General features: G+C 39.8%; 19 protein-coding genes. 12 read left to right on the forward strand and 7 right to left on the reverse strand.

Going from position 1 to position 17,632, the window contains the following annotated elements; genetic code table 11:
* Positions 1-10: 10 nt before the first annotated feature.
* Together cobD and cbiB are read right to left on the reverse strand one after the other, a co-directional pair.
* Complete coding sequence (gene cobD / locus DC094_RS15095; RefSeq protein ID WP_116687957.1) at positions 11-1,069, reverse strand: threonine-phosphate decarboxylase CobD; 1,059 nt, start codon at positions 1,067-1,069, stop codon at positions 11-13.
* Between the two features lie 50 nt (positions 1,070-1,119).
* Positions 1,120-2,055: an adenosylcobinamide-phosphate synthase CbiB gene (gene cbiB, locus DC094_RS15100; RefSeq protein ID WP_116687958.1), complete on the reverse strand. Its 936-nt coding sequence runs from the start codon at positions 2,053-2,055 to the stop codon at positions 1,120-1,122.
* 371 nt (positions 2,056-2,426) lie between these two features.
* On the opposite strand from cbiB, the gene DC094_RS15105 reads away from it, so the two are divergent.
* From DC094_RS15105 to DC094_RS15125, 5 genes are all read left to right on the forward strand, one after another.
* Positions 2,427-2,693: a EutN/CcmL family microcompartment protein gene (locus DC094_RS15105; protein ID WP_116687959.1), complete on the forward strand. Its 267-nt coding sequence runs from the start codon at positions 2,427-2,429 to the stop codon at positions 2,691-2,693.
* 38 nt (positions 2,694-2,731) lie between these two features.
* Complete coding sequence (locus DC094_RS15110) at positions 2,732-3,070, forward strand: hypothetical protein (protein ID WP_116687960.1); 339 nt, start codon at positions 2,732-2,734, stop codon at positions 3,068-3,070.
* 186 nt (positions 3,071-3,256) lie between these two features.
* Complete coding sequence (locus DC094_RS15115; RefSeq protein WP_206605668.1) at positions 3,257-3,724, forward strand: EutQ-related cupin domain-containing protein; 468 nt, start codon at positions 3,257-3,259, stop codon at positions 3,722-3,724.
* A 28-nt stretch (positions 3,725-3,752) separates the two neighbouring features.
* Complete coding sequence (locus tag DC094_RS15120) at positions 3,753-4,097, forward strand: BMC domain-containing protein (protein WP_116687961.1); 345 nt, start codon at positions 3,753-3,755, stop codon at positions 4,095-4,097.
* 127 nt (positions 4,098-4,224) lie between these two features.
* Positions 4,225-4,650, forward strand: coding sequence for a EutP/PduV family microcompartment system protein (locus tag DC094_RS15125; RefSeq protein WP_116687962.1), 426 nt, complete (start codon positions 4,225-4,227; stop codon positions 4,648-4,650).
* Between the two features lie 35 nt (positions 4,651-4,685).
* Here the strand turns inward: DC094_RS15125 and DC094_RS15130 are convergent, their stop codons facing one another.
* The gene (locus tag DC094_RS15130) at positions 4,686-5,438 is read right to left on the reverse strand and encodes a YopT-type cysteine protease domain-containing protein (RefSeq protein ID WP_116687963.1); all 753 of its coding nucleotides are present in this window, start codon (positions 5,436-5,438) and stop codon (positions 4,686-4,688) included.
* A 127-nt stretch (positions 5,439-5,565) separates the two neighbouring features.
* On the opposite strand from DC094_RS15130, the gene DC094_RS15135 reads away from it, so the two are divergent.
* Positions 5,566-5,973: a EutP/PduV family microcompartment system protein gene (locus DC094_RS15135; RefSeq protein ID WP_116687964.1), complete on the forward strand. Its 408-nt coding sequence runs from the start codon at positions 5,566-5,568 to the stop codon at positions 5,971-5,973.
* A 212-nt stretch (positions 5,974-6,185) separates the two neighbouring features.
* Here the strand turns inward: DC094_RS15135 and DC094_RS15140 are convergent, their stop codons facing one another.
* On the reverse strand, positions 6,186-6,920 hold the full coding sequence (locus DC094_RS15140; RefSeq protein WP_116687965.1) for a restriction endonuclease subunit S domain-containing protein: 735 nt from the start codon (positions 6,918-6,920) through the stop codon (positions 6,186-6,188).
* A 179-nt stretch (positions 6,921-7,099) separates the two neighbouring features.
* Here DC094_RS15140 and DC094_RS15145 point away from each other — a divergent pair, with 179 nt between their 5' ends.
* The 6 genes from DC094_RS15145 (at position 7,100) to DC094_RS15170 (ending at position 13,278) form a co-directional block, all read left to right on the forward strand.
* The gene (locus tag DC094_RS15145) at positions 7,100-8,587 is read left to right on the forward strand and encodes a hypothetical protein (protein ID WP_116687966.1); all 1,488 of its coding nucleotides are present in this window, start codon (positions 7,100-7,102) and stop codon (positions 8,585-8,587) included.
* A gap of 199 nt (positions 8,588-8,786) precedes the next feature.
* Positions 8,787-9,476, forward strand: coding sequence for a hypothetical protein (locus tag DC094_RS15150; RefSeq protein ID WP_116687967.1), 690 nt, complete (start codon positions 8,787-8,789; stop codon positions 9,474-9,476).
* Positions 9,477-9,685: 209 nt separating this feature from the next.
* Complete coding sequence (locus DC094_RS15155; RefSeq protein ID WP_116687968.1) at positions 9,686-11,236, forward strand: hypothetical protein; 1,551 nt, start codon at positions 9,686-9,688, stop codon at positions 11,234-11,236.
* A gap of 306 nt (positions 11,237-11,542) precedes the next feature.
* Positions 11,543-11,986, forward strand: a complete 444-nt coding sequence (locus DC094_RS15160; RefSeq protein WP_116687969.1) for a hypothetical protein — start codon at positions 11,543-11,545, stop codon at positions 11,984-11,986.
* Between the two features lie 275 nt (positions 11,987-12,261).
* Positions 12,262-12,675: a hypothetical protein gene (locus tag DC094_RS15165; RefSeq protein ID WP_116687970.1), complete on the forward strand. Its 414-nt coding sequence runs from the start codon at positions 12,262-12,264 to the stop codon at positions 12,673-12,675.
* 117 nt (positions 12,676-12,792) lie between these two features.
* Positions 12,793-13,278, forward strand: a complete 486-nt coding sequence (locus DC094_RS15170; protein WP_116687971.1) for a hypothetical protein — start codon at positions 12,793-12,795, stop codon at positions 13,276-13,278.
* Here the strand turns inward: DC094_RS15170 and DC094_RS15175 are convergent.
* The 3 genes from DC094_RS15175 to tnpC all read right to left on the reverse strand — a co-directional run bounded on the left by DC094_RS15175 (position 13,268) and on the right by tnpC (position 17,345).
* Positions 13,268-14,263, reverse strand: a complete 996-nt coding sequence (locus tag DC094_RS15175) for an IS30 family transposase (protein ID WP_116687972.1) — start codon at positions 14,261-14,263, stop codon at positions 13,268-13,270. The genes DC094_RS15170 and DC094_RS15175 overlap by 11 nt on opposite strands.
* Positions 14,264-14,675: 412 nt before the next feature.
* Positions 14,676-15,575 (reverse strand): PI-PLC domain-containing protein, encoded by a 900-nt coding sequence (locus DC094_RS15180; RefSeq protein ID WP_116687973.1) that lies wholly within the window; start codon positions 15,573-15,575, stop codon positions 14,676-14,678.
* A gap of 462 nt (positions 15,576-16,037) precedes the next feature.
* Entirely contained in the window at positions 16,038-17,345 is a 1,308-nt protein-coding gene (gene tnpC, locus DC094_RS15185; protein ID WP_206605669.1) for an IS66 family transposase, read from the reverse strand.
* Positions 17,346-17,632: the final 287 nt, after the last annotated feature.

Genomic DNA, 17,632 nt, shown 5'->3' on the forward strand with positions numbered 1-17,632 from the left:
TTAAGTGCTGTTAGATATCTAACCGATTTAGCGCATTCGCCAGCCGGTCGAATTGTTCAATATTTGCCGGTAAGCCAAAACGTAGTGCATGTTGTTCGTCGGTTAAACGAGTAAGAATGCCTTGCTGGCAGAGTGCTAAATGCAGCTCAGATGCATTATTAATCACCACGGTTTTGAATAAATCCGGGCCGTGAATTTCGCAGCTGAAATATTGTTGCAGTAATTGCTGCAACTGTTCGCCTAATGCGATGAGCTTTTGCCGGTTTTGTTGCTGCCAGTTTTGGTCAGATAACGCTTGTGTGGCGACTTCTCGTGCTGGCCCGCTAATGCTCCATGGGCCAAGGTAACTTTCTAATGCAGTTAATAAACCAGGGCAACCGAGTACAAAGCCAACTCGGGCGCCGGCCAAGCCAAAGAATTTTCCCAGCGAGCGTAAAACGATCAAACCTTGTTGGCCGGTTTGTGCAGCAATGCTCTGATCTGGCGCGGTGTCGATAAAAGCTTCATCGACAATCAACCAGCCGCCTTTTTGTGCTAGCTGTTGGTGCCATTCCATAAGTTGTTCGGTTGAATAACACCAGCCAGCAGGGTTATTGGGGTTAATTACCAACAACACGTCAGCGGCATCAATTTGCTGTTGCGTGGGTGTTTGCTGATAAAGCTCGATAGAAAATCCAGCATTAAACCAAGCTTTAAAATGTTCTTTATAACCCAGTTCAGGGAGTAATATTTTTATTTGCCCTTGTGAATCAAAGCCATGGGGCGATGATAAATTTACCGTCAGATTAATATTGGCCAACCTAAGTTGTGGCAGCGCCATAATCGCAGCCTGACTACCGGCTACCGGCAATAAATGTTGGCACTGATAATAATTAGCTGCAGCTTGTTCTAGCCCATCATTTGTTTGGGGTAAGCGGTTCCAAGCTTCAAATGAAATATTTTGAGCCGGGTAGCAATCGGGATTAACGCCAGTGGATAAATCTAGCCAGTCAGTCACCGGAATCTGAAATTTTTCAGCGGCGGCGATTAATCCACCGCCATGTTGTAGGTTTTTTTGTTTATTTATCATAAGGCCGTAGGAAATAGAGTCGTAGGGAATAGAAGGCTGAATAGATATAATCAGCTAAACATCAGAGTGAGCACAAATAAACTACTCACCCAGATCCACGGCCCTTTTTCTATTAAGGCAATTGCACGTTCAATATCTTCAGCTTGTGCAGTCTTTCCACAACCTAATTCTGGCCGTTGGTGAACTTCACCATGATAAACCGCAGGGCCACCTAACTGAATTTCCAATGCACCAGCACCGGCTGCCATTACCACACCGGCATTTGGGCTATCCCACTGAGGTGCTTGGCGCTGCCAGCATTGGCGGGCAGTTTTCCATTCGCCTTGAATTGCATAGGTATAAGCAGTTAAGCGCGCCGGAATATAATTGATTAGGTCGTCGAAGCGAGCAGCCGCCCAGCCAAACCAAATAAAGCGATCATTTCGATAACCCCACATTGCATCTAATGTGTTGGCTAACCGATAGAGCACAACCCCGGGCGCACCAGCAATTACAAACCAAAAAATAGCGCCAAAAATAGCATCGCTGCCATTTTCTAGAACCGATTCTGTGGTGGCTTTTACTACACCGTTTTCATCCAACGTGGCGCAATTACGGCTAACAATCATTTGGGTTTTATCCCGCGCTGCCGGTAAATTCTGATAATGCAGTGCGGTCGATACTTGCCGGGCATGGTGCGCCAGACTATTGCCGCCAATTGCCAGCCATAACAGTATTACGCCAACCCACCAGCCAACCAGCGGTAACTTACTTAATAACAAGGCAATAATGACTGGGAATGCCACAGCACAAACCAGTGCAATCACCCCCTGTTTTTTCTGTGCGCTTGGCATAGCGGCTTCGCCGGGATGAAACCAGCGTTCAAGGTGATTGGCTAACTTGCCAAATAAAACCAGCGGATGGTGGTGTGATGGTTCACCAAATGCCCGATCAAGAATCAGCGCTAAAGCGACCTGAAGTGCAACCGAGGTCAGCAGATCCCACATGTAAACATTGCTCCAGAAATTGATGATTTATTCTGTTTTCGCCACAAAAGATAGAAGTGGCATTCCAATAAAATTTGGTTAGGTCCAAATAGTCCGAACCTACATATTAAGACCAACTTATAGTGCAATGATAATCCATGATCACTGAGTATTTGTTCAGTAAAGCGGGAATTTTGATCTGTGAGCAAGCAAAGACGACTGAAGGTCATCGCCGATTTAAGTAAAACCAATCAAATCTTGATTCAACGACAGGTTAGCAAGAAGTTGTCATGACAGATATCAACATGCTGCAGAATGCAAAGTATTAGCGTAAGCATAATTTAGTTTTACTTTCGGCCGCGTCTGCGGCAAATGATTTCGGAGAGGCATCAGTGTTAATTGGCAAGGTAACCGGCAATGTCTGGGCAACGCGCAAGCACGACGGTTTGCGTGGTCAGAAACTGATGGTGGTGGAAATTATTGAACATGGAAAAGATGTTTCATCCAGTTCAATGGTTTGTGCCGATATTATTGGCGCAGGTATCGGTGAAACTGTTTTGATTGCTCGCGGTGGCGCAGCACGCAAAGCTTTACTTCCAAATGAAGCGCCTATAGATGCCTGCATTATTGGCATCATTGATGATGTCGAAGTTCAATAATTCGGCCAATATTTTGAGGCTGCTTGGGAGAGATTTAAGTGGGTAAGCTTCTGATTAACGATAGAAATTGCCAGGAATACTTGCGTGATGGCGCTTTAGTTGTCCCCAAGGGCGCTATGGTTGCACCTTCTGCAAGAGATGCCGCATCTAAAGCCGGCCTAAAAATTATCTGGGAATCAGATTTAAATCGAAGCTCTGATGCAAGACCGGCAAAATCAGGTCAGAAAAAACCAGTCGAGCAAAAGCTTGTCGAGAATAAGCCATGCCCTGGGGAAATTAAATCCGACATAAAGAGAATTCTACGTGAATCTTTTGGTGTTGAAAAATCAGAGCACATTTCTCAGCTAACCGCTGAAGTAATGAAAAAGATTAAATAGATAGTCGATATTCATCTTTTGCCGTAACTGCAATGTTTAATAGTTGAATTGTCGGCAAATTATAATTTTCCTTGTCCAGAAATACTCGGGCCTGATGATATTAAGCAGGGTAGCTTGCTACCAAAACTGTCTAATTGACTGTTTGGTCATAAAGAAAAGTCTGGATCAAAATTGAGAGTAACCATCATGGCAGAAATGACTCCTGAACTACTTGAACAGGTTATCCGTAAGGTTGTAGCAGAGCAGCTTGGCAAAACAGCCGCTAAGCCAGCCTGTAATTTCGACAAGCATGTTGATCCAAGCGGTGTTTCAGTCGTTCGTGGTAAGAGTGTTCGCCCTCAAAAGTTCGATACAGGCAAGCCAGGTGACCATGTATATCTGATCGATCTGTTTGATCTGGATGAAAGCCCACGTCTTGGCGCTGGCATCATGGAAATGAAAGAAAGTGCATTCGATTGGACCTTGAACTACGACGAAGTTGATTACATCATCGAAGGTACTTTGGAAATCATCATCGATGGCCGTAAAGTAATTGGCCATGCGGGTGATATTATTCTGATTCCTAAAGGCTCAAACATTCAGTTCAGCTCACCAGGTTTCTCCCGCTTTATGTATGTAGTTTACCCAGCAAACTGGGAAGCAACCTGCAAGTAATTCAACACGCGCAATATGCGGAGTTTTAATGGACCAAGAAAAGCAACGAGTGATACAGGAATATGTTCCTGGAAAACAGGTGACTTTAGCGCACCTGATTGCTCATCCGCAAAAAGATATTTATACCAAGCTAGGTTTAAATGGTGATGATATTAATGCGATTGGTATTATGACAATTACCCCAGCTGAAGCCTCGATTATTGCAGCAGATGTTGCAACCAAAGCGGCCGGTGTTAATGTTGGTTTTTTAGATAGATTTACCGGCTGCCTGGTTGTATCTGGTGATGTATCGAGTGTTGAAGAAGGCTTAACCGCGGTGCTCGAATTATTAGTGAGCATGGGTTTTGCGCCGAGTAAACTGACGCGATCTTAAGCATTAGTGAATCGGTTTCAAGCGAACTTTAAGTTGTTAGTTTTAAGTTGGCCCATGGCAAATGCTGTGGGCCAACTTATATCTGCTAGATATAAATGATACATAAAAATGCGAAGTGAAAAGTACTATGAAAAAATTTATGTTAATTGGCGCAACATCGGCAGGTAAAACTACCTTAATTCAAGCAATGCATAATCAACCGCTGCAATATAGAAAAACCCAGGCGATGGATTATTTGAAAGAAGTGCTCGACACCCCCGGTGAATATCTGGAAAACCCACGTTTTTATAGTGCGCTGATGACTGCCGGAATGGATTATCAAGTTATTTGCCTGGTGCATGATGCATCGCGTGATGACACGCATTTTCCTCCAGGGTTTGCCTCAATGTTTGGCGATCGGGAAATTATTGGCATCGTCACCAAGTGCGATATGGAAAATGCCAACCCTCAATACTCGATTGATACGCTAGTTCAGGCTGGTGCAAGTAAAGTGTTTCAGGTGAGTGCAACGTCGGGGGAAGGGCTGACAGAATTATGGGATTTTATAGCTTAAACTTAATTTATTTATCTTAAATGATCCTTAATGTTTCATACTTCTGTTTCTATTACAGAACCTGAAGCTGTATGATTCAACCTATTGTTTTCAAGATTTATAATTTTAAAGCTTGAAATATAAAAATATTTGTTTCCAAAGTGAAAATAATGCGTTGCAAAAAAACAAGCTGCGTAGCTGGGGTTCAAATTTTCAAATGCGATTTCACCGTAGTTAGGATCAAACAATATCATTCGATTTTGAGTGGTTATTATGTTGATAGTATGTCCCTGATCGACGTTGCTCTTGTCTTTTCCAAACCGCAATGTTAATAAATAGTCTCCTGGAGCAGACATAGCATAAAAAAGATAGAAAATTTTAGTATGCATTCCATTTTCAGATTCCACTTCTGCTCTTTGTGTAAAAGGTACACCAAAGATCTCTACGCGTGATATTGTTTTGATAATAAGCTTAAAGCTTGGAATTGTACCTTCCATACCCTTTTTTTGTTCAAAATCATTAAAAAAAACATTAAGAATTTGGTTGTATTTAATTAGCTTTTTTGCGTTATTTGGATCTAAAATAAAGCGCTTAAGTGCTGGTAGGTTATGTAATTTTTTCACCCAAAGAATTGATAATGCAAAGCAAACTCCTTTGTGATTCTTTAATTCTTTATACTCAGATGAACTAGGTAGGTTGTTAATAAAATCATGCTGATTGAATGTATCTGTTAATTGGGTTTTTGAATCTTTCAACATTCTTTCAGCAGATTTACGTAGTGCTTCAGGTGTTTGTTTTTTTAGAGGCATGAGTAAAATAGTTGATCGCGATTAACTGTATTCAATAGCCAGCGGCATGTTGTTTGTCAATAATTTTAAGGCTTATGACCTTTGCGCTGTTCGATAGCTTATGTGTACTGCTAAGCACAGCCTACCAATGATTGTTCTCTATGTAGGTAAAGCCACCCTGATTCAAACGATGCATAACCAATCGCTGCAATATAGAAAAACTCAGGCGATGGATTATTTGAAAGAAGTGCTCGACACCCCCGGTGAATATCTGGAAAACCCACGTTTTTATAGTGCGCTGATGACTGCCGGAATGGATTATCAAGTGTTTTTCCTGGTGCATGATGCACCACGTGATGACACGCATTTTCCTCCAGAGTTTGCCTCAATGTTTGGCGATCGGGAAATTATTGGCATCGTCACCAAGTGCGACATGGAAAATGCCAACCCTCAATACTCGATTGATACGCTAACTCAAGCTGGTGCAAGTAAAGTGTTTCAGGTGAGTGCAACGTCGGGGGGAAGGCTGATAGAATTATGGGATTTTATAACTTAAAGGTCGAGGAATATAATAAATACTCTGTTTCCCGAAGTGCCGAACCTTATATTGCGTGTTTGATAAGCAGAGCAATCAGACACTTTTGGAGTGTACCGCCAGATTTCTGATTTCGTTAACACGCGTCAAACCTACAGCGTCCGGGACAAGTTTAAATTTCTGAACCCTCAAATTTTATTGAGTTGTATTTGTTTTAAATAAGCATCACTGCCTCACATTTCTGCTTCTATTGGAATAGAAATGTCAACAATTTTATAGCTTGAAATTGAACAATGCCCTTTGCCAAGTTTAAGAAATTTTTTGTTATGAAAAAAGTACGTATGCGTAAAAAAACAAGCTAGATAGCCAGGGTTTAATTTTTCAAATGTTATTTCACCGATATTGGAGTCAAATAACATCATCTTCTCTTCAGTTATATGTATGTTGAAAACGTGACCTGGGTTAGTGCTACTCTCGTTTTCTCCAAAACGATACGTTACTAGATAGTCTCCTGGAGCAGAAATTTCATGGAAAAAAAAGAAAATTTTACTATGTAGCCCACCGTTAGATTCTGCTTCTTTTGTATAAGGTATTTCAGAAATATCTAGGTTTGATATTTTTTTAACAAGAAATTCATTTTTGAAAAGCATGGTGTGATGTTTTTTGTTTATTTCAAAATTAAAAAAATAATTGCTGTAGGCTGCATTAAGTCCGTATAATTCTGTTATGTTTTCTGGATCTGAAACGAAAAGTTTTAAGCATTGAAGGTCGTGTTGTTCTCTTATCCAAATTAACGATAGTATTGTGCATAATCCTCCATACAAACTTAATGGACTAACTTCACCTGAATCAGAACGGTATTTAAAAAAAACACACTGTTCAAATATAAGTGTTTTTTTTGCTAGATGTGCCACTGTTCTTTTTGATAGTTCTTCTAAAGTGTCAAACATACGTTTTTTAAAAGGCATTAATAAGAAGGTCGATAGCGTTAAGTTATGTTGTAATAGTCAACTGTCTATTGTTTTTCAATAAATTAAAGTTTCTATGGTTTTTATACCACCTATAGCATTATATGTGCGGTTAAGCACAATATGACCGTGTATTTTTACTATCTTCTATGCAGGAAAACCATGCAAAGGACTTGCAAATGTTCACAGCTCGAAATTTTATTTATAGCGCAGTTGCTCTATCAGTCATTTCTTGTGGCGGTAGCAGCAGCAGTGATAATAGCAATGATTTAGAACTACCGAGTTTTGTTAGCTTGATTCAAGAGCAGCAAACAGCGTCACCCAGTAAAAATTTCTCAGCTAAGTCTGCTTTATCACAAGTAGTACCTCTGGCAGTTGCAGACCCGCTTCCAGGAGCTGGTACCGACTTTGATAATTTCACCACTACAAATTTAGGTGTTGATGAACACCCAGGTGGTGCAATTTTTAAAGTAGTTAACGGTGCATTGTGTTTTGTTGGCCAAACGAATCCGCAAGCCAATGTTGGCGCTCTGCCTTATCGCTCATTAGTCGATGAGGGAAAATGCTTTGAAGAAGACAATACCAGTTATAAAGATGTAATTTCTCAAGTAACGGAATTGGCTAGTGGCTATCAGATAGATCTCTGGTGGACTACCTCTAGAGGCGGTGATAATTTTAACGTGACAGTGCGTTTTTTAATCAATGAAAGCATCAGTGACGCCAACCCATATGGTCGCTTTGAATATTTCAAGCTAGATAAAAACTCAAATGACAATATTAGTGTCAAGCAGCACTTGGTTGTTGATGTTGATTCAAGTGCAGCTGAGCCATACCACGTATTTAAAGTCACTAATGATGGTGTTGGCGAGCTATCTTCTAAACTTGTCGCTAAGACTGCTATTAATGGTAGTGCTGGTGGTGCAGTAATTCGAGATCGCGGTAATGAAGCAGACGTAATTTTTAATAGTGATTTCATTCAGCATAACCAAGTCAATCCAGAGGTTGATGTTTGTTTTGATAGAGCTGATCCTATCGAGAAAGTTTATGGCTATGCGCTGTTTAATCTTGACGGTAGTGCATTTAATTTAGAGTCGGGGTTTGGTTTTAGTTATAGCATCGGTGAAAGTACGACTAATGGTATCGTTGATAAATATGGTGTTTGGCCGGAAGATTTGTTTACAGTTGCTGGCACATATACCGTGACGCGCCACAGTAATAACGAAACTTATACACTAACAGTTGATGGGTCGGGTAATGCGGCTGTGAAGGATTCAGGTAATAACACGGTAGAATTTGGTGACCCAATTGAATTTACGGGTATTGAAATAGGAACAGTTGATCTAAGAAATGATGAAAGTGAGCCAGCCGATCAAACGATGACTTACTACGGTCGCGGTTCTATGGGGAATTCTTCTGTTTATAATCTTGTTGATGGTTATATTTTAGGTACTTACCTAGTCAAGGCTACAGATATTTCTTTGAGTGCCGAAGAATCCGAAAACCAAGAAAGCTGTGACATTTTAGATGATTATCCAACCTACACTGCAGAATTTGATTCTTTAGCAGTGGGCGATGACAGTTCATATAACACAGCAGCAGCACCTACAATAACAGCTGCGCCAAAATACGTTGCTGGCGAAGCTGTAGTAGTTCCAACAGATTTGTAGTGTAAAAGTAAATAACAGAATCGGTATTCTGAATTTATGAAAAACAGATGATACTTCTGATGATAAAAGCCGAGCTATTTCATAGCTCGGCTTCTTTATTAATAATTGGTTTAAATTTATTAATGATTGGTTTAAATTTATTAATGATGATGTTTAATGAAAGCATCTGTTGCATTAAATGCATAAATAAAGAGTTGTTATGGATGATTTAAGATCTGGATCTGATTCAATTAACCCTGAAAAATTAATGTTGGATAGCAATTATTCACTTTTTCATGCTTTAGGAGAAAAGTCGTTGAATAATTATTGGTCTGTTGGATATAATCCAAAAGATAAAGTCTTGGTTCAAGACAGCGGAGCAACTTGCGGCATTATGTTAGCGTCTGGTTGTGATGTAGATAAATACAAAAAAGTGGTATCGAAAATAGCAACGAATAAAGATTTTTTTGATCGCGCTTTATCATATAAGCAGTGGTATACGGAAGAAAAATCTTTAACAGAAGTCCCGTCTGAATTTCATAAAGGCTACAAGAGAGTTGTGGTTTCAATAGGGCTAATTACATCTTTTATAGATGTTTTTGATTCGAGTAGTTATTCAGATGTCAGCGTGGCTTTATTAAAAGTAGTTTCAAATGGGGTTTGTCGATTTTTTATTTTTTCAAAAACAAAACATAAAATATTATTCTTCGACCCTTTGATGGGAATTATATCAACAGATGGGCACGATGATGATGATAAAAGCTGTAGGATTCGGTATTCGTATGCTTTTATAACGACTATCTTTTCTGATTACTTATATCATGACGCTGTTTTAGGTAGAGACAGTCGATATTCTGCACTATTGCTTCGGAGAGATGACGCGGAAAGCGCTAATAAATTCATGCCATAAATTTTGTAAATAAAAAAATAATTAATAGATTAGTGTATGAATTAACTCATGTTATGTGCAGATTTTAATAGTCAAAAGAGCTTTTCAGTAAACTGCAGTGAGTTTTTCTGGCGAAAAAAAAGCGATTTTCAAAACACTAGTCAGCGCACAGCTTATTGTCTTAAATTTTGCTAATTTAAAATATGGAGCACTTTAAGCAGGTTTTTCGCATGGCACGGAAGCATTTAAGTAAATTGGCACTTATTTCTACTTATGTTTTAAGTAGTGGATTAATTATTTCTTGTGGCGGGTCGTCAAGTCAATTGCAGCCTGAATTGCCCAGCTTTGTTAGTCTGATCCAAAATCAGCCAGTCGAGAGTTCAGCTCAAAATAATCTGGCAACGCCGGTTGCTGATAACCAGTTTCTGTTTAATACCTCTGCTGCACAAATCACCTACGACAGCTACCAAAATACTACCTACAACATAGGCAACCCAGGCGACCAACCGCTGCAATATGCCAATCGCTTATTGTGCCTAGCGAACCAGTTGCAGCCACAACAAAATGTCGACGGTGTAGCCTATCGAGGGTTGGTCGACTTTGGCCGTTGCTATGGCGAGGGGAGCTACCAGGATTATCAGCCAGTGGTTGCCAAGGTGTCGCAGCAATCAAGCGGTTTGCAAATCGATTTATGGTGGGATGAAACCGACAGTACCCAGAGCCGAGCCCGTTTCTTGATCGAGCAGTCGTCTTCAGTGAATAATCCCTATGGCCAGTTTCAATTATTTCATCGACGAACCAGCGATTTTTCTAGTTTACCTTCCAGCAGCGCGACCGATAAAAAAACCTGGCTTTCAGTTTCGCTTGACCCAAGAAATAGTCAGCAATATGTAATGAAACTGCTGACGTTTGATGGCAGCCTCGCGTCAGCGAATCAATTAAATAAAGCGATTTACCTAGCAGCGCTTAATGGCCTGTCAGGTCAGTATCATATTGATGCTGAAGTCGATGAAAAAACTGCTTTTGATTCGGCGTTCATTCATTCTGAAAAATCGGGTGATGCCCGCTGTTACGACCTAGCTCAAATGCGCTGCGATATGATGGGCTATGCATTGTTTTACGACCAAGATGCCATTGATGGCAGCTTTGCCCAAGGCGACATGGTTGCCATGCAGCCGGGCTTTGCCTTTACCTATACGGCTAATGCACAGCTGCTTACCGGTTATGTTGATGGCGCAGGTGTTTGGACCGACCAGCCGTTAGCCGGTGGTGTAGCAATTACCATTACCGATCAAAATCAGCAAAATTATTATTTAACCCCATCCAATAATGCCAGCCAAGCAACAGTAGAAAAAATTCTGCCAGATAGCACCACTCAAACTATTTCATTAAGCCAGCCGATTGAATTTAGCTACACCTATGATGCGAATGATATGGGCAGTAGTGCTGGCAGTATGCCGGGCACGCATTCACTCAGTTATTTTGGTGATGGCACTATGGGGTTTTTCGATACCAATGGTGATGCATTGAATTTTAATAATGGCACTCAGCTAACCGCCAATAATATTAACTACAAAATAAGGTCATCGCAGGTATTACAAAATGCAGTTCAAATTACCAGCAGCTTACCTGCAGCCTGTGAGGCATTGGATCTACCCGACTTTGGCGTGTTGCTAGACAGTTTAAGTTTTAGCGCTGACTTAGATGCATCATTTATTTCACAGCCAATGCCAGAAGTGACGGAGATGGTGAAGTATGTGGCGGGTGTAGGGGCTGAATAAAGTGGTAGGAATATTAATTAGATATAGAAAAGATTTTTGAAGGCCTTGTTGATGATAAATCCTTAATTAAAATCCATGGCAGTTTTGTTGCTAAAACTTCAACTATATCAGGCGAAAATAATGGTTATTGCAATCTGGCATTATTGTGGTTAGTGTTTGCACCCAATGCTACTATTCGCTAGCAAGTTCAAGCGATACGCCTTGTATTAATGTCACTCGATATTTTATTGCTGAAGAGGGTAAGAAAAAAACAATTGACTCATTGATGAGAACTAAAATTTAAACCAATGCTTAGGTGTAAAATTAATGCGTGATTTAAATAATAGTGACGTGTACTGTGGCTTGAGAGTCCATGCGTTGGAAGAAGGTGGGAGAGTAATGACAGCTGGTAATTACTGGATGAACCTTAGTAAAGGACAGATAATGATATGGCGTGCTAGCATGCCGTGCCAAGTGAGCTGGCAGTTGGATTGCTGTGGTTTTGCACTAAATACATGGAAGAGATTTTGTTATTCAGTTTATCTTGATTATGTTCAAATTGTTTTAGATGAAGAGTTTTTTGTTATTGAAAATAAAGAAGAAGTAAGGGCAATGGATTTGATGGTTTTTTACCAAATAAAATCTATTTTTGAACCATGTCACCTGGCAAGAGTTACTCAACCTAGTATAAGTGAAAATTCGATAGAGATTATAGATAAATTTGGAACTGGGCCTGTAAAAAAATGCTTGGTATCTGATGTGATTAAATAGTATGAAACAAAAAAAACAGGCAAGCTAGAAATTAAGTTTTACAGAGAAAAAAATTTATCTCAGCAGCCAACGATAATAGATTTGCTCGAAGTAAAAAACATAGTAAATTTAAATGTTGGTGTAGCGGATAGTGTAGGTTGTTGCACTATTTTATAGTTAAAAAAATGTCTAAATAATAGTGTGGATAAATGAGAGACTTACTACCGCATGAAACGCCCTCTTTAACCAGAGTATCGGGATGGGATGGGATGGTGGCCAGAAGATAATAGAAAGCTATGTTGCTGTTGAAATGTACCCAGGAAAGCGGCTCGCAGTCTGGTATACCATCTATCAATTGGCTGTTTGATTGCTCGGTATTAGAGCAGGAGTTCAATGAAATTGATGATGTAAATTCGATTCGAGTAATGGATTTACTGGTTCTATTTTATAAACATAAGCCTGAAAGTCCAGCGCATTTAGCGCGTGTTTTTATGCCACAACAAAATATAGAATCAATGCAAGTGATCAACAAAAATGGCACCATGCTTATTCATATAGAAACGATTAAGAAAATGTTAAAGATTTATAATAAGGTAGAAAAAAGTAAGTTCAATATTAAATTTTATCGAGAAAAATATATTATAGATCAACCTAAGATTGCTGACTTATTAGAGCTTAAGGATAAGGTTGCTACCAATGCAAGTATATAAATAGGTAGTATTGCCTGTAATAATTGAAATTTGATTGAGCAATTAATAATGGTCAATATTATGAAATGTAAAATATGCGGGCTAGATAAACCGTTAAAATAATCTGGAATTAACAATATGCGACCTTTACTTGAATCGGATCGTGATCTTGGGCAATATACAGACAGTGCTTTATCTATATTGGAAATAATTGCAAATCGAAGAAAATGGAGGATGATAGTTTATAAAGGAAAATCTATCGATGTTTGGCAGCCTATACAGCCATGTGTTTTGTGTTTGAGGTTTGACTGTTCAGGGTTTGCGCTTAATACATGGAAACGTTTTGGCTATTCAGTTTATATTGATTATATAGATGATATTATCAAAGAAGAATTTCAAGAAATTACGGATGTTGCAAATGTTTTTCCGATGGATTTCGTAGTGCTCTATAAAAATCAAGAAGGGCAAGAAAATAGTGAATTATTGCATGTGGCGCGAGTTTTTTCAGTGACCGATTCGATAGACAAGTTTAAAATGATAGGAAAGTATGGTGTTGGTCCAATAAAAGTTGATTTTTTTCATGAAATGTTTGATCGTTATAATAAGCCTGAATTCAAATCTTAAGTGCATAACCCAGTAATTGTTTTCTACTGATCTTGGTTTCTGCTTCAAATGCTTCGTATGCAGTTTGGTAATTCAAACATTTTCTTGGGCGACTATTCAATCGATCAACCGCTTCTATCACTTCTTGGTTTTTAACATTTTTCAAAGACATTGTCTTTGGGAAGTAACGTCGTAACAATCCATTGGCATTTTCATTCTGCCCCCTTTCCCAAGAGCTATAAGGTTTTGCAAAATAATTGTCGCACTTAATTTTTTTGCTTAAGTTTTGATGGCTAGCGAACTCTCTTCCATTATCAAATGTTATTGTTTTAACATGCTTTTTAAGCGGCAGTAGTAAGCTAATCAGCGCCCCGACAACATTTTCTGTTGTTTTTTTCTGAACCGGCATTGCCAGACGAAGCTTGCTCTTTCGCTCATCAATCGTTGCAATCGCACCTTGGTGACCTTTTCCAATAATGGTATCAGCTTCCCAGTCTCCAATACGTGCTCTGGTGTCAACAATGGTTGGGCGATCTTCTATTCCTATCCGCCCTGGAATACCTTTGCACGAGCCACCGGAACTACCGTATTTCTTTCGATAAGGTTTTAATTTCCTGGGCAAGTAGCGATACAGTAACCCGCCTAATCTTTTGTCTTTACGAATAAAATTATAAATCGTCTGATGGTGCATCTTAAACAAACCATCTTTGCCTGCGCGCCCCGCAATTTGTTCCGGACTCCAATTTTCCTTTAATCCATAGCAAATATAATCGACAGTAGCGCCAGTAATCTTTCTCTGTTTAGGCTTGTCTTCAAGGCGTTTCTGGGCAAATGCTTGAGCTTGTTTATGGCGATAGCCTCGTAATCCTGTGTTGCGTTTCATTTCTCTGGAAAGTGTACTCTGGTTGCGCTGAAGGCTGCTGGCGATAGTGTTAAGCGAGTCACCCATTTTCAAGCGTGTCTCAATATAGTATCTTTCTTCGGAGCTCAGATGTTTGTAGCCCATAGTGGCCTCTGTTTGGTTTGGTCGCCAACAGAGAAAATATCTGAGCTCTTCTTTTAGCTCAACCTCTGTTAGCGAACAGAGGTTATGCACTTATGATACGAATCCGCGTTTAATTAATCACTGCGGGTGAGTGGTGAATCGACTTGTAATCGAAAGGCTGCATTTGGCAAAGCAAAAGCTTCTGCGAAACAAATTGCCCTTAATCTGTGTAATCTGCTGATTCGTTTGGTTGAATAGCACTATTGCGTGTGTTTTAGTATTGAACTATCAGTTTTTGTTAGACCATAAGAGCTACTACAGGTTATCGAAATTGTCTTTGAATCAGGTGAAATAAATATTAAATATTGGCTAACGTGATATACGGAATTAAATATGTGGCACTAATATAGTGTCAATAAAGATGCTTTAATAGCTAAGGTACATAATAGCTTTTTCCCTTGTAATTTAAAGCTATTATCTCTAAAAGAAGAATAGTTTTACCCGTATCGCCACCAACATTATCCATGCTAACGACACCGCGGATTTGAGAGGTGCTTTCCATCTTTTCTTCAGTATTTTGCCTCTGTAGAGTTCCTTTAAGAATAACCCGAGTAGTTTCGATATAACCTTGAGTTACTTGGCGAGATTCAGGTTTTTGGTCATGCTCTAGAACTGACAAAAATCGGTCAGAACCTGACCCAACCAATGCTGGTTGATTAGTCTGTACTACTTTTAATTTTGCAATATTTTCTGTAGGGTCAAAACGACTGCTTTCAATTTTTGATGTCAACTTTTGAGAATCTCGAGTTTTTCCCCATCCGCCAAAAGTGTTAGCTTCATAGTCCATGCAATACTCGGTTTCGCCATAGCCATTCTTTACTAGCAATGCGATATTTTTATTATTTGCAATTAACCATTTAATCGACAGGGTACGAAAATCACTAGGAGTTATCGTTCTGTTTAAAATGTCGGACATGAAATTTCGCTCAAACAAATCATAACTTGAGGTGTTGTCAAAGTGTAACTTTAAAATTACTACTTCATTGCTAAGGAGGACAGTGCTGAAAAAAGATGCAAGCTCACTTGAAGCTGAGCGTACATCGCTAGAAATAATGCCATGGAAAAAAACTAACCCTTCACCCTTCTGTTTTAATCTGATGTCGAAATATCTGACACCCATTAAAAATTGCTCGCGTAAAGTTTTTGTCTGCGTTACTGAAAAACTCTTCATGCTATTTAATGTATAGGTTGCGGAATCATGGCTTCCAGGCATTACGATATCAATTAATCGTTTGCTTGCAAAACCAGGGGCGTGGATCAGTAATTGTTGCATCCAATTACCAGCTGATATGGCTATAGGCACTAAATACCTCGGGTAACTATAAATATGAATTGTTTAAAAGATAAAAATTTATAAGTGCTAGAGTTTCAAATGAAAAATTACAGAGTTATGCTCGGTATCTGTGCATTAATTCTAGTTGTCTAGAAATTTCAGTGAAGCAATTTAGAGGCGGAAAATCACCCTATTGTCTAGTAACTTTTCTATCAATTTAAATTGTTTTTAAGGGCTTTTTATAAAGGCAGGCGGCTTGTTAAGAAGGGGTGTTGGGAACGGGTTAGAAATGAGGAAAAGTATTGTGAGCTACCAAGATTATCAGTTTACTGTTTTACTAATTGCATTGGTTTTATTTTGATTTGTTGGGGTTTTCATGTAGAAGTTAATGGGCAGGGAATAGTATGCTTTCATAATTTATAAGATAATGTTTTATTGTAACCATTCAGCTCAATAAGCCAATTACCGCAGATGTTGCTTAATAAATTCAGGCCACTCATTTCTCGCCAGCAAATTAATACCTTCAGATGCAGACACGCCATGCTTTAAACAACTGCTTAAATACGATCTAAATAAACAATAATTTTCTGCGTTCCCCGCCGACCGGAAACAACCCGATATTTTTTGCTGAACCTTAAGCATTCGAATCTCTCGCTCCCCTTGGTTATTGGTGAACGGAACTTTTGCATCGGTCATAAAACGTAACGTATCGTCTTCATAAATACGTAACCGATCCAGAAGATTTCTTGCTTTACTTTGCTTGGGGCGACCTCGCTTGCCCGCTTCACTTGGACTTACCGGGCTTTCTTTCTCACCCCGCGTAATCAAGCTACGGTAGCGCTTTCGATACCCTTTGATGGCAGATTCTGAGAGTTCTCCACCCGCATCTGTGACTGCTTGATTGATTTTAAGTAGCAGCGCATGCATCAGTTTTGCCCATCGACAATCATCTTGCTCATGGGCACGAATCAATTCTCTAAGATAATGAGCATTGCAATACTGATGCTGACATTCAAATTGCAAATAAGCACTCCAATGGTCATGCACCAATACACCTTTGAAGCGAGGTAACACGCCAATATCCTTCATTGCCTGCACGCCTCTCTGTTTATGGGGTGTTAATAGCGCCCAATGCGTACTGGAGATGCCGTGAACCCAGTGGCGGGATGCATTGATATTGACGCCCGTCTCATCAGCACACGCCACATCCGCTAAAGCAATTTGCTCAATTGCTAATGGCTTAAAAACACGATGTAAGCGCTGAGCAAGCTGCTGATTAAAGTTAACCAACGTGCCCATACTCAGATCAATACCAAACATATCTTGAAATTGATTTTGTAATCGTTCGTAAGGAATCAATTGATACATCGATAGATACACTGCATGTGCAATGACTGAATGCCCATATTGAATCGGTCGCTTTGCATCAGCAGGAAAGGTCGCCGTTCGTTGTTGACCTCGCTGATTTCTCATAATCTGAGCTTGATACTCAACCACCTTACGCTGGATATGGAGCTCGATTACTTGCCGAGCTTCGTAACCCACCGATTCCCAGCACTCCCCTTTAGGCAAGCTGCGCTTGTCTAAAGGCAGCGTAACCACTTCATCAGGATGATCAACCGGCTCAAGCGTGCTTCCAATATGGCCGGGTTGTCCGCCTGGTTTTTTACCGGTGACTGTGCGTTTGCTTGTAGCGGGCTTTTTGCGATTGATATCTTGAGAGGGAGGAATGCTGCTATTGCGACTGTTAAGTCCTAATTTATTTGCCATCAACTCAACCACCAACAACATGATTTGAAAGACGGCGCGGGTCGACGCTGAGATCAACTGATCTTGCTTTAGCGCCAGCCTGTGTGATGTTAATCTTATCGATGGTCAAAATGAGGTGTCAGCGCTGTAAAACTGAAGATCGCTATCTTGCAATAAAAACAATAAAGATGCCGTATTTATAATGTCGAGTAAGTCACGGAAACAAAATGGTAAATTAGCGTAAGCCATATGATCTATGCTGAATGGTTACGTTTTATTTAAAATAAAGTTAACTCTAGGAGTAGGTT

The organism is Pelagibaculum spongiae (assembly GCF_003097315.1).
Classification (GTDB): Bacteria; Pseudomonadota; Gammaproteobacteria; order Enterobacterales; family Pelagibaculaceae; genus Pelagibaculum; species Pelagibaculum spongiae.